The following is a 13,676-nucleotide window of genomic DNA, read 5'->3' as shown; positions in this document are numbered from 1 at the left end:
TGTTATAATAGGGCAGTTAAAATGAAAAGTTAAAGGAGCATTAACGAATGAAACGTATTGCTGTTTTGACCAGTGGTGGTGACGCCCCTGGTATGAATGCTGCTATTCGTGCAGTTGTTCGTCAAGCAATTTCAGAAGGAATGGAAGTTTATGGAATCAACGAAGGTTACGCAGGTATGGTTGCGGGTGATATCCATGAATTGTCTGCACGTTCTGTAGGTGATATTATTTCACGTGGAGGAACATTCCTTGGTTCAGCTCGTTATCCAGAATTTGCCAAATTAGAAGGGCAACTTAAAGGGATTGAGCAATTGAAAAAACATGGTATTGAAGGTGTAGTTGTTATCGGTGGTGACGGTTCTTACCACGGAGCAATGCGCTTGACGGAGCATGGTTTCCCAGCTATTGGTGTACCTGGTACCATTGACAACGACATCGTGGGGACAGATTTTACAATCGGTTTTGACACAGCTGTAACAACTGCTATGGATGCGATTGATAAGATTCGCGATACTTCATCAAGTCACCGTCGTACTTTCGTCATTGAAGTAATGGGACGTCATGCAGGTGATATCGCTCTTTGGGCTGGTATTGCTTCTGGTGCAGATGTTATTGTTGTTCCAGAAGAAGACTTCAATATCAACGATGTTGTTGACCGTATTAAAGCGGGTTACGATAAAGGTAAGAAACATAGCATCATTGTCTTGGCCGAAGGTGTTATGCCAGCGGCACAGTTTGCTGAAGAATTGAAAGCAGCAGGCGATACAAGTGATCTTCGTGTGACAGAACTTGGTCATATCCAACGTGGTGGTTCTCCAACAGCGCGTGATCGTGTACTTGCTTCTCGTATGGGAGCTCATGCCGTTAAATTGCTTAAAGAAGGCCGTGGTGGTCTTGCGGTAGGTATCCGTAACGAGCAAATGGTTGAAAATCCAATTCTTGGAACTGCAGAAGAAGGTGCCTTGTTTAGCTTGACTACTGATGGCAAGATTGTAGTTAATAATCCACATAAAGCAGATTTGGAGTTGGCTGATTTGAACCGTAACTTGTCAATCTAGGTATCATTGTTTAAAAGTGTTAATTAAGGGTCATATGACCATTGAAATAAAAGGAGTTTTGTTAAGATGAACAAACGTGTTAAAATTGTTGCAACCCTTGGTCCAGCGGTAGAAATCCGCGGTGGTAAAAAATTCGGTGACGATGGTTACTGGGGTGAAAAATTGGATGTTGAGTCATCAGCACAGAAAATTGCTGCTTTGATTACAGAAGGTGCCAATGTTTTCCGTTTCAACTTCTCACACGGTGACCACCAAGAGCAAGGTGATCGTATGGCAACAGTTCGTCGTGCAGAAGAAATCGCTGGTAAAAAAGTAGGTTTCTTGTTGGATACAAAAGGTCCAGAAATCCGTACAGAATTGTTTGAAGATGATGCAAAAGAATACGCATATACAACTGGTGACAAATTGCGTGTTGCTACAAAACAAGGTATCAAATCTACAAAAGAAGTGATTGCCCTGAACGTAGCAGGTGGTTTGGATGTCTTTGATGATGTTGAAGTTGGTAAGCAAATCCTTGTTGATGATGGCAAACTTGGTTTGACAGTTGTTGAAAAAGATGCAGTAAACCGTGAATTTGTTGTTTTGGTTGAAAACGACGGTGTAATTGCTAAACAAAAAGGTGTAAACATCCCTTACACAAAAATTCCTTTCCCAGCTCTTGCAGAGCGTGATAATGCAGATATCCGCTTCGGTCTTGAGCAAGGTTTGAACTTTATTGCTATCTCATTTGTACGTACTGCAAAAGACGTAGAAGTTGTTCGTAACATCTGTAAAGAAACTGGTAACGATCACGTTCAATTGTTTGCGAAAATCGAAAACCAACAAGGTATCGACAACATCGACGAAATCATCGAAGCAGCAGATGGTATCATGATTGCTCGTGGTGACATGGGTATCGAAGTACCATTTGAAATGGTTCCAGTTTACCAAAAAATGATTATCACTAAAGTGAATGCAGCTGGTAAAGCAGTTATCACAGCAACAAACATGTTGGAAACAATGACTGAAAAACCACGTGCAACTCGTTCAGAAGTATCAGACGTATTCAACGCAGTTATCGACGGTACTGACGCAACAATGCTTTCAGGTGAGTCTGCAAACGGTAAATATCCAGTAGAATCAGTTCGTACAATGGCAACTATCGCTAAAAACGCACAGACTCTTCTTAATGAATATGGTCGTTTGAACTCTGATCAGTTTAATCGTGCCTCTAAAACAGAAGTTATTGCTTCTGCAGTAAAAGATGCATGTCACTCAATGGACATCAAACTAGTTGTAACAGTTACAGAAACAGGTTACTCAGCTCGTTCGATCTCTAAATACCGTCCAGATGCGGACATCTTGGCAGTAACATTTACTGAGAAAGTACAAAAATCATTGATGCTTAACTGGGGTGTTATTCCAATTGTAACAAAACGTCCAGATTCAACTGACGATATGTTTGATTTGGCTGAACGTATTGCCAAAGAGCAAGGTCTTGTTGAAGCAGGAGATGACATTATTATCGTTGCTGGTGTGCCTGTAGGTGTTGCAGGTTCAACAAACACTATGCGTGTTCGTACAGTAAAATAATAAAAAGGTCCGCTTGGACCTTTTTGTAGTAATTAGAGAATAAGTTAAATACGTGCTGTTATAGATTTTCTGTCTCTAAATGATTTTGGGATGTTGATATAAAAAATAAATAAGAGTAAGAATAACTTGTTCAAAGAATATAAATATAAATGGAGGAAAGATGAGAATTCAAGAACGATTTTCTTTGAGAAAATCAGCGGTTGGCTTGGTCTCAGTCTCTTTGCTATGTGCTATTCATACATCCACTGTTGCTGCAGATACAGTTGTTACAGGAGTGAATGAAATAATTGAAGAATCACAAGTCAAGGATGAGGCATCTATTGAATCAGAAAAAAATGAATCCCTAGATGGTTCTAATCTTGAAATTGTAGAGGAAATAGCAGACAACATCCCATCACCTGTTATCGCTGAAGGGGAAGTAGCGGTAGAGATGAAATCGGACAATGGGGACGAGAATGCAGTTTCTAGAGACGACACAGAAGTTACGACAAATGAGCAAAATCAGATAGAGGTTGCTGAGACAAAAGAAATTTTGAATCAGACCAGTTATAAAACGGAGAGTGGCGAGCAACGACAAATTATATGGGCTCATGGAATTACTCCTCCTGCAATGGAACAAAGCGGTGGTTTTGTAAAGGAGAAGTATGGAGACTATTTAAACTATACAGCACCGTTTGAGGCTGGAAAAGGCTACTATGATACCAATAAAAGTCTAAATGCTTCATTTATTGACCTTAATCTTTGTTTTGCAGCTGTGTCTTCAAACATGGTACATTGGTGGTTGGAACAGAATAGTTCCTATGTTGAGCGATATCTCAAAGAAAAAAAGGGTACAGTAAATGTTGAAGAAAACTACGCAATAACGGACTTACGGCGCTATATTAATTCATTCCAAAATCAACAAAATAGTCGAGTTTTTGATATGTTCAAAACTTACTATGGTTATCGTACAAATGGTTTTGTGTCAGATGCCTTAGTTGACTTGTTTATTAACGGATATAAACCTAAGGCACAGGGCGGTGTCAATCTGGAAGATAGCCAGTTAGTACCAGATAGTAGGGGTGGCTTTTTCTACGACGTTTTCAAAGAGAAAAAACTGACAAATCGTATTTTCAGTGGTAGCTATGAGCGTTTTGGTGAGGATGTTCGAACTGTTTTGGAGAGCAAAGGATTACTCGGCTTAACTTATAGAACATTAGGTTATGCAACGCATATTGTGACGGTATGGGGTGCTGAGTACGACAATCAAGGTAAGATTAAGGCTGTCTATATCACAGATTCTGATGATCAACAAGAACAAATTGGCTTGAAGCGTATGGGAATTACTCGTGATGCTTCCGGAAATCCACGTTTGAATAATCATATGAAAAATAATTCAGCTGGAGCGCTTTTGGATTATGTCCATACAATCCGTCTGGGTCAAGACTTATGGGAAGAATATTTCAATCCGCTTGCAAAAGCTAAAGAAACAGCTAGTCAGACATTAGCCGATACAAAGAAGGCGTTGACTTTGTCTATTCAAGGACAATCTGAATTGCCAGAATCAATGCGGCTGATTTATCTTGAAAAACTAAATAATCTCTATAATCAAGGAATTCTATCTATTCAAAAGGCAGAAAGTTCTGAGACGCTAAGTGGTGCATTGGAAAATGGTTTAAATAGTTTAAAGAGTTTAGATTTTCCTATTTCAGAAGTTGGAAATGCTTTGGCACCAGATTTACCAGTAGGTAATCGTTCAACGGTTTCAGATGTTGATTCTCTATCATCTCAAGAAACAAGTTCCACAAATTTGGAAGCAGACACAGAGAATGCAGGTATTATTGCAGATGGTACCGATCAATTGCATTTTCCAGTGGAGGCCCAAACGACATCTTCTGTAGAGGCTGAGGGAGATAATGTTTTTGCACAAGAGGCAGATACATTACCAATAATTATTGAAAACAAGGATGAATTTGGTTCAGAACTATCAGGAAACATGCAAACGTCAGAAACGGATTCGCTAGTAGTAGCTGTTGAAGAAGATGTAAAAAATGATGAGATAGACCAAGTTGAAGAGCTTCTTGAGTCAGAAAAAGTTGAAAATCAGAATTCGGAACTTCTGTCAGACACCCTAATCGTAGGGGGTGCAAATGACAAAGAAGAAGATAGAGTGGAGGCGGTTGTTTCTGAACAACCAGACTCAATACCACATCAAAATGTAGAAATCTCTCTTGTAGAACCAACGAATGTCGAAACTGAATCTGTGGTCACTCCTATTAATGATGTAGCTACTCCTCATGGTTCCCCGACGTATATAGATAATTCCGTAACTGAATCTGTAGCTACTCCACTTGAAAATGACTCCATTCAAGCCGGAGAGACAGAAATTGCAGAACCAACCTCGAGCGAATCAACTAGTGTTGAAGCTGAACTTGTCGACAATTCTGAAATCCATTCAGCTACCTCTTCAGTTACTCCCCGTGGTTCCTCGGCATATGCAGATAGTTCCACAACTGAATCTGTAGCCACTCCGCTTGAAAAAGATTCCATTCAGACCAGAGAGACAGAAAATGTGGAACAAACTTTGAGCGAACCAACGAATGCCGAAACTGAATCTGTAGCTACTCCGCTTGAAAAAGACTCCATTCAGGCTGGAGAGACAGAAATTGCAGAACCAACCTCGAGCGAATCAACTAATGTCGAAGCTGCATCTGTAGCTACTCCGCTTGAAAAAGACTCCATTCAGGCTAGAGAGACAGAAATTGCAGAACCAATCTCGAGCGAACCAACGAATGTCGAAACTGTATCTGTAAACAAACCTGAAATTCATGCAGCTACCTCTCTAACTGCTGTTTCATCAGTTAATCTGGATAATCCAGTGATTGAACCAGTAGCTATCCCCCTTATCGGTTCTAAGAGAGACACGAATGCAGAAGTGGAAGTTTCTTCGTTATCGAAAAGAGAGGTTAGAAAACCAAATACTGAAGGGCTAATCTCTGTTCAATCAAAAATTATTAAGAAAGAATTGCTAGAATCAAGCTTAGTAGAAGCAGGGTCTCCATTGCTAGAAGCCACCATTGCTCAGTCTTCAAACTCAAATAGTACTGAGATAGGTATGAGCTATCAGAATACTGTGTTATTAGAGTCTAATAACACAGAGCATCAGGTGTCTAAAGCAGAAATTGTTATGGAACACAAGGAGACAGAGTTAGTTGAAACGGTTTCATCTGCTTCTGAGCCTGTAGTGCTCGTAGAAAATATCTCACAAACCTCAAATAATACTATTGAATCTGGTAAGAATATGGGAGTTCAATCTCAAGCAAGTGCAAAACAAATTTTAGGCGTAGAACAATCTTCGAAAGTAAGTACACCTACTTCAAGACAGATTATGGGAGTCGGTCTATTGACTCTTGTTTTTGGTAGTGCTTTAGGTTTGTTAAAGAAAAGACGTAAGTAAAAGAAGTATCGTCGTTTAGTTTTTCTTTTATTACTTCGTTAACTCGTCTTGCCTAACTCCAGTTATGCCTGCGGCTCGTTGCCTAGTACTAAAAGTAAATTAAAAGACTATATTTTCAACGAATTAGGTTTTTAAGTGAATCAGTTTCTATGGTTGCGATAACATGCTATAGATAATCCTTTAATAGTTTGAGACTAGAATGGTAGTATTCTAGATAGAAATAAGCAACGAGGTTCCCCCGTTGCTTATTGTATTTATTGGTTAGATAGCAACTAGTCTTAGTATCTACATTTAAAGGGTTAGTAGAATCTAAACTTATTGTATCTTATTTTTTGAGAATATATCTATTTGGAGAATATGGTGTACGGTCAAAGTTTGTTTCTTGATTGAGAATTTCTTTAGCAATTTGCCAACCGATAATTGGACCGTTTGTCAGACCGGTAGAGCCTAGACCACTAGCTACCCAGACATTAGGCATATCCTCAATATTTCCGTAGAATGGAGAATAAGTTGAAGTATAGGCGCGCGTTCCAATGCGAGTTCTGGCTACAGGATAGTTTGCCAAATCAGGCATGAATTCGGCTATTTTATCATACATGGCTTGGATTTTTTCAGGGTCTAATTCTAAATCGTACCCCATATCATCTTCATGAGTTGCACCAATAATGATTTTTCCATTTTCAAATGGTAGGATGTCAATCTCTCCGTAAGGCATACAAACTGGCCAATTATCAGTATCGAATTCTGTATCTAATTCTAACAATTGTCCTTTTTGTGGTCGAACATCCACTTGATAACCAAGAGGTTCAAGAATATGTGGCAACCAGGCCCCTGTGGCTAAGATAATATGGTCAGCCGTAAGCACTTGATTATCTACTTCGACAGTATGGTTGTCGAGCAGTTTTGCTTGTCCGTAGATACGTGTACCACCATTTTTCAAAAATTGTTCCTGAAGAATATCAATCAAACGCCCACCATCAATACGACCGCCACCTTCTAAATGGATACCAAAATAGTCTGGTTTAAGTAGTGGCAAGTACTGGTTAATTTCCGAGCCTACAAGCGGAGTAATTTCGCCAATAGTCGGAGTATCTACGCGACGTTCCTCGGCAATTTTTTGGATTTTATCAAGTAGTTCAGGCTTACTTTTTAGGCCGATGGTTCCAGTCTGTTTGAATGGAATTTCAGTAGCACCCGATTTTTCCAAATCGGCTACCAATTGACGGTAGAAAACAGCACCATCGGAAGTCAGCTTGTACCAGTCTTTATTTTTTTTCTGAGCCATCCATGGGCAGATGATACCTGCGGCAGCTCGTGTGGCTGTTCCAATACCTGAATCAATGAGAGTAAGATTGACTTGTTCTTCTTGGGAGAGATAAAAGGCTGCAGTAGAGCCAACAATTCCTCCGCCTATAATAATAACTTGTTTTTTCATAAGTTAATTATATCACAAATTCAGAAGTTTATTTATTTTTTTCAACATGATACAATAGAAAATAAGAAAAATTGAGGAGTTCGTGTGTCAGATATAATGTATCCTGAGGTCCTAACCGTTGGAAGTGGGGCCGTAAAAGTTGCAACAGTCGGAGATAGTTTGACTTATGGATATGGCTTGGAGAATCGTGAAAAAGATGCCTATCCTTGTATTCTAGCTGAGAAACTTGGGCATTACTATCAAGTTTCAAATTACGGATTGAGTGGGCGTTCACTTCAGTCAACTGCAGATTTTCCTTACTTTAAAGAGAAGAATGCCAAACTTTCACTTGAGAGTGAAGCAGATATTGTCATCATCATGATTGGTAGTAACGACAGCCGAGGACCATATTGGAATAGGGAGAGATTTATTCGAGAGTATAGGGAAATGGCAGAGCAGTATATGGTTTTACCAAGCCAGCCGGATGTTTATTTAGTCATCCCGCCTTACGTACCAACCAGTCGTTTTGGATTGAATAATCAAATTATTGAAAATGAATTACAAAAGATTATCCCAGCTATCGGAAATGAACTTGGTTTACCAGTTATTAACCTTTACACTGTGACGGAGGGACATCTTGAATACTATAGCGATGGTCTTCATTTGACACCGCTAGGAAATCAAGTTATTGCTGAAGAGATTTACCAGCATCTCAGACACTAATAGCTCTAAATTGTGGTATAATACTAGTGAAATGGAGAGATTATGGTAAAAAGAGATTTAATAAAACAAATCAGTTTATTGGTCTTATTGATTTTTGGAATCATTGGCCTACGATTTTGGTTACTTGAGCCAGTCACGATTACCCCTGAGATGGCAAATAGTTATTTGAAGAAAAACGACTTTATCATGACGGTGCGAAATGTCCGTCCGATTCATGGAGATTTTATTTTGTATAACCATGAGGGAAAAGAGTATGTGAGTCGTGTGATTGCATTGGAAAATGAGACGGTTACCTATATGGACGATGTTCTCTATCGTAATGATATTATTGTTACAGAGAACTATTTAAAAACGCCTCATTCACAAGAAAGTTATACAGATGACTTTACATTGGAAACCTTGACAAATGGAAAGTACAACGTCATTCCAGAGGGGCACTATTTGGTGTTGAATGATGTACGAACGAATCAACAGGATAGTCGTAGTTTTGGTTTGATTTCTAGTGAGGATATTGTTGGTAGACTGACTTTTCGGATTAGTCCACTTTCAGAATTTGGTTTTATTAAGACAGGGCTGGTTCAGTAGAATCAGCTTTTTTTATTGTGTTGATACTCTTCGAAAATCAAAATTATCCGTTGTCAACTTGCCTTGATGAACTCCAGTTCTATCTTCGGCTTCGTTTCCTAGGCTACTTTTGATTTTCATTGAGTATGAGATGACTGGATCTGTATTTTGAAATTAGACTAGACCAATTAAAATGTTGACAAGGATGAAATCTTGTTATATACTGATTTCACTGGTCTTTTTAGATATAAATTAGACTAGACCAATTTTTAAAGAAATGAAAGCCGATGTTAACAAACATCGTAGGTGATATGTATGTGTGGAATCGTTGGTGTTGTAGGAAATACAAACGCAACTGATATTTTGATTCAAGGACTTGAAAAATTAGAATACCGTGGTTATGATTCAGCAGGTATTTTTGTGACGGGTGGTGAGCAAGCTCATCTTGTGAAAGCTGTTGGTCGCATTGCAGAATTGTCTGCAAAAGTTGGCGATAAGACCGAAGGGACAACAGGGATCGGTCATACTCGTTGGGCGACCCACGGGAAACCAACTGAGAACAACGCTCACCCTCACACTTCTCAAACTGCTGGGCATGTCCTTGTTCACAACGGTGTGATTGAAAACTATGCAGAAATCAAGGAAGAGTATCTTGCAGGTCATGACTTGAAAGGTCAGACAGATACAGAGATTGCTGTGCATTTGATTGGTCAATTTGCAGAAGAAGGTTTGTCAACTCTAGAAGCCTTCAAAAAAGCATTGAAGATTATTCAAGGTTCATATGCCTTTGCCTTGATTGATGCCACGGATGCAGATACTATCTACGTTGCCAAAAATAAATCTCCACTTTTGATTGGTTTGGGCGATGGCTATAACATGGTCTGCTCAGATGCCATGGCTATGATTCGTGAGACAAGTGAATACATGGAAATTTATGATAAGGAATTAGTTATCGTGAAAAAAGATAGTGTTGAAGTCATGGACTATGATAGCAATGCGATTGAGCGTGGTAGCTATACAGCTGAGCTTGATTTGTCAGATATTGGTAAGGGAACTTATCCATACTACATGCTCAAGGAAATTGATGAGCAACCAACTGTTATGCGTAAATTGATTAGCGCTTATACAAATGAAGCTGGTCAGGTAACAGTTGATGCGGATATTATTAAGGCAGTACAAGAAGCTGACCGTATCTATATCTTGGCTGCTGGAACTTCCTATCACGCAGGATTTGCCGCAAAAGACTTCTTGGAAAAATTGACAGATACACCAGTGGAATTGGGAATTTCATCTGAGTGGGGCTACAATATGCCGCTTTTGAGCAAAAAGCCACTCTTTGTCATGATTAGCCAGTCAGGTGAAACTGCTGATAGCCGTCAGGTATTGGTTAAAGCGAATGAAATGGGCATCCCAAGTTTGACTGTAACCAACGTTCCTGGTTCTACCCTATCACGTGAGGCAACTTACACCATGTTGCTCCATGCAGGACCAGAAATTGCGGTAGCTTCTACAAAAGCCTACACTGCACAGATTGCGACTTTGGCAATCTTGGCTAAGGCTGTCGGTGATGCAAATGGCAATGCCTACGCGAAAGAATTTGACTTGGTGCATGAATTGTCCATCGTAGCTCAATCTATCGAGGCCAGCTTGTCAGAAAAAGATGTGATTGCTGAAAAAGTTGAAAAACTCTTATCAACCACTCGCAACGCATTCTATATCGGTCGTGGTAGCGACTACTACGTTTCTATGGAAGCCAGCTTGAAATTGAAAGAAATTTCATACATCCAGTGTGAAGGCTTTGCGGCAGGTGAATTGAAACACGGTACCATTTCATTGATTGAAGACGGTGTCCCTGTCTTGGCTTTGATTTCAAATCATCCACACCTTGCAAGCCATACTCGAGGCAATATTCAGGAAGTAGTGGCGCGTGGTGCCAATGTCTTGACAATTGTTGATGAAGCAGTAGCTAAGGAAGAAGATGACATCACTGTTACAACTGTTCATCCATTCTTGTCAGCGATTGCTATGGTCGTTCCGACACAGTTGATTGCTTACTATGCAACATTGCAACGCGGTTTGGATGTTGATAAACCACGTAACTTGGCTAAGTCTGTTACTGTTGAATAAGAAGAAAAAGATTTGGGGGACCAAATCTTTTTTATACAAATATTTAGAAATAATTTCTTATTTAGTTTGGTTAAACAACAGTAGTCATGTCCACATTTGACTTTCTATTTTGAACTGGATCCACTATATATAGCAACTATATTTTGCATCAATAGTTTATATTATACGAATTTTAAAAATAAATAAGTGAAGAATTATATTTCTGATTTGAAATAGGAGACAAAAAATAGTGAATGAAATAAATTAAAACGTAAAAAAAGTAATAAAAAGCAAAGTAGCACTTGATTTAGTAAGTAGGAAATAAGAGTTTGAAAGTAATTAGAAATTTATGGTTGTTTAACTTTTTTCTGATAATATTATCTGTGATGGATGTTGGAAAAGAAATTGTAAGAAATGTGTTATTCCTTATCGATAATGTCTTTGGAATCTCAATTAAAATTGAGATGGTATTATGTTTATATAAATTATTATTTCTTTTGTTTCTTATCCTCACTTGTATAATACTGGGGGAGAACTGTTTGAAAAAACTGAAGTCAAAAACTAAGGATCAAGTTGAACCTGAGTTTGAACGGATAATAAGAAACAATAACTTAATGAATATCTGGGTTTTGGGACCATGGGGTAGTGGTAAAACAAAATTTGTTAAAACTTCCTTGGATAGTTTGAATCAAGAATATTTTTATGTTTCTTTATTTGGATTAACTAGTAGAAATGAGATTATCCAAGAAATCAATGAGCAAATAGTGCATGAGACTAAAATTTCTTTACTAGTTGATTTACCATTAATAGGAACAATATTTAGATTTATGTATCAATTAAATGGACTATCAATTTTAAGAAATTTTCGAGAAAAATATTTTGTTGTAATTGATGATTTTGAGCGTATTTCAAATGTTGATGGAACCGCAGAAATAACAGATTTTGGAGCTTATAATGATGTACTAGGTGTTATTGACTATATCCAGCAGTCTATTGGCTGTAGAGTAATAGTTATTTCCACAAATGAATCTTTGGAAAAATTTATCACTGAAATTGTTATTCCTAAATTTCACCCATATCAATATCAAATAAAATTTAATCCAGAGATAATCAAAGATTTACTAAAGCAATTTTTTAAGAAAAATAATTCTCAGGAAATAGAGAACTTTTCAGGAGTATTTTCAGAGGTATGGGGTGAGAGAATTAGACTTGATTCCCTGACTAACTATAGACCTATTATTCATGAGTTAAGTTATTTAAGTGATGAAACTGATTTAAGATTTCAAATTTCTTATGTTTTAAGTAGATTAATGGATTGCTGGGAGATTAATATGTCTAGTGGGAGTAGTATTCCATTTAAATTTTTGGTGAATCGTATAACTAAAAAAAGTAATGATTCAAGAAAATATAAATTACTTAAAAAGATAATTGAAAAATACAATTTTGAAAATGGATTACCTTACTATGTTCAAGAAAATAGTAAAGAAAGGATTACTGATAGGTTGGAAGTGCAAGAAGTTCTTGTTCTTAACTATATGAGGTTAGAATTAAAGTCTTTAAAAATTTCCAATGATTATCAGTTTAATGATGATGAGGTTTTATTGTTAACTAGTCGGGATCCAAAATCAGATTTAAAAGGGAGAACTATAGAAGATTGGGTCTCAGAGAATTATATAAAATTTAAGTATAGACATCCTACAAGGACATATAAAAATATAGTGGTTTCTGGAAGGTATGACAAAAAATGGAAAAATATTTACCAAAATTCATTGGCTAGATACTTTGTAAAGGATCAAAAAATTGATTTTAATCCTACACTAGAAAGTATGATTATAAATACAATAAAAAGATTCTATTTCTTAACTAGTGATATTGAACGATTTATTGATTTGATAGATTTGGATTATGTAAGTGAATATTTACTTGAGACAGACAATGAGGAAGATTTAATTAGTTCGAGAATTCTATATAGATATCTACATTCTTACTATTCAATTTCTGGGAATATTTCATTATATCTCATTAAAGAATATTTAGAATTTACGTTAGATATATGTATTGAATTCGAAGATAAGGACGCTTTGTTCCCTGTAATAGTAAATAATTGTGAGAGTCCCACTGAATTTAAAAAGTCTGATCAGTATAAATTTGATGACATCCTTTTAAAAGTAAGTCAAAATACTTCCTTCAATAAAAAATATAATGATAAAAAAATTGTTAAGGAATTTACATTGTATATAGAACATGCTCAGTATATTGTAAAAAACTTAGAAACGACTGATACAATAAACGGAATTTCAGCTAAAGAACATATATCTATTTTTATGAATTCCAATGGTTATCGGGAATTTGGTAAATTAAGAGATTATATTGAAAATCTTGAAAGAAATCCAGATTCTAATAAATTAAATGAACGTGGAGAATATATAATAGAAAACGAGTATAATGAATTTGGTGATATAGAAAATTCTTATCCAGATTATAAAACTTCTTTGAAAGATAGGTATTCACAATGGAAGAAGGTCATGGAAACATTAATAACGGAGACTTATTAATTGCAAATTGATACTAATATTCTGTTGTAATAATATAAAATATTTCAAGAAATTGATCTGCTTTTGAGAATTTTTGAAATATTATACAAAATTTGCTAATTTTGTTAAATTTTGTTAAATTGGTAAATTCTCAAAGTAAGTTCTAGTTTCAGACATTCTAGAAGTTAGTCTGAGAAAACTGCATCAAACCAACAGAATTTAGTCTCAGACTAAGTTCTGTTTTTGACTAAAAATGTTGATAATAGTGA

The 13,676-nt window shown here is 36.9% G+C and carries 8 protein-coding genes; 7 read left to right on the top strand and 1 reads right to left on the bottom strand.

The annotated features are described in order from the left end of the window. The first annotated feature begins 47 nt into the window (after window positions 1-47). From pfkA to ide-Ssuis, 3 genes are all read left to right on the top strand, one after another. Entirely contained in the window at window positions 48-1,058 is a 1,011-nt protein-coding gene (gene pfkA, locus ODU39_RS08445) for a 6-phosphofructokinase (protein ID WP_024381452.1), read from the top strand. A gap of 66 nt (window positions 1,059-1,124) precedes the next feature. Further along, window positions 1,125-2,630: a pyruvate kinase gene (pyk, locus tag ODU39_RS08440; RefSeq protein ID WP_044754844.1), complete on the top strand. Its 1,506-nt coding sequence runs from the start codon at window positions 1,125-1,127 to the stop codon at window positions 2,628-2,630. A gap of 160 nt (window positions 2,631-2,790) precedes the next feature. Next, on the top strand, window positions 2,791-6,066 hold the full coding sequence (gene ide-Ssuis, locus ODU39_RS08435) for a host-specific IgM cysteine endopeptidase Ide-Ssuis (protein ID WP_398580228.1): 3,276 nt from the start codon (window positions 2,791-2,793) through the stop codon (window positions 6,064-6,066). Window positions 6,067-6,391: 325 nt separating this feature from the next. Here ide-Ssuis and ODU39_RS08430 read toward each other — a convergent pair whose 3' ends face one another. Then, entirely contained in the window at window positions 6,392-7,501 is a 1,110-nt protein-coding gene (locus ODU39_RS08430) for an NAD(P)/FAD-dependent oxidoreductase (protein ID WP_398580227.1), read from the bottom strand. Between the two features lie 84 nt (window positions 7,502-7,585). Here ODU39_RS08430 and ODU39_RS08425 point away from each other — a divergent pair, with 84 nt between their 5' ends. From ODU39_RS08425 to ODU39_RS08410, 4 genes are all read left to right on the top strand, one after another. Further along, entirely contained in the window at window positions 7,586-8,203 is a 618-nt protein-coding gene (locus tag ODU39_RS08425) for a GDSL-type esterase/lipase family protein (protein WP_136671685.1), read from the top strand. 42 nt (window positions 8,204-8,245) lie between these two features. Beyond that, complete coding sequence (lepB, locus tag ODU39_RS08420; protein WP_105136204.1) at window positions 8,246-8,788, top strand: signal peptidase I; 543 nt, start codon at window positions 8,246-8,248, stop codon at window positions 8,786-8,788. 294 nt (window positions 8,789-9,082) lie between these two features. Beyond that, window positions 9,083-10,894 carry a glutamine--fructose-6-phosphate transaminase (isomerizing) gene (gene glmS / locus ODU39_RS08415; RefSeq protein WP_398580226.1) on the top strand — a complete coding sequence of 604 codons (1,812 nt, stop codon included), beginning with the start codon at window positions 9,083-9,085 and terminating at the stop codon, window positions 10,892-10,894. A 308-nt stretch (window positions 10,895-11,202) separates the two neighbouring features. Then, window positions 11,203-13,428 carry a P-loop NTPase fold protein gene (locus ODU39_RS08410; protein WP_398580225.1) on the top strand — a complete coding sequence of 742 codons (2,226 nt, stop codon included), beginning with the start codon at window positions 11,203-11,205 and terminating at the stop codon, window positions 13,426-13,428. The last annotated feature ends 248 nt before the right edge of the window (window positions 13,429-13,676 follow it).

The sequence above is a fragment of the Streptococcus sp. 2021WUSS126 genome (assembly GCF_044427255.1).
GTDB classification, from domain to species: Bacteria; Bacillota; Bacilli; order Lactobacillales; family Streptococcaceae; genus Streptococcus; species Streptococcus hashimotonensis.
The sequence above is the reverse complement of the archived record's forward strand: the minus strand, read 5'-3'. Positions and strand labels throughout refer to the sequence as shown.

What these genes read in the sequence shown, in the direction of transcription:
- glmS (WP_398580226.1), top strand. Translation starts at nt 9,083, where the DNA reads ATGTGTGGAATCGTTGGTGTTGTAGGAAATACAAACGCAACTGATATT.
- lepB (WP_105136204.1), top strand. Translation starts at nt 8,246, where the DNA reads ATGGTAAAAAGAGATTTAATAAAACAAATCAGTTTATTGGTCTTATTG.
- ODU39_RS08430 (WP_398580227.1), bottom strand. Translation starts at nt 7,501, where the DNA reads ATGAAAAAACAAGTTATTATTATAGGCGGAGGAATTGTTGGCTCTACT.
- pyk (WP_044754844.1), top strand. Translation starts at nt 1,125, where the DNA reads ATGAACAAACGTGTTAAAATTGTTGCAACCCTTGGTCCAGCGGTAGAA.
- pfkA (WP_024381452.1), top strand. Translation starts at nt 48, where the DNA reads ATGAAACGTATTGCTGTTTTGACCAGTGGTGGTGACGCCCCTGGTATG.
- ide-Ssuis (WP_398580228.1), top strand. Translation starts at nt 2,791, where the DNA reads ATGAGAATTCAAGAACGATTTTCTTTGAGAAAATCAGCGGTTGGCTTG.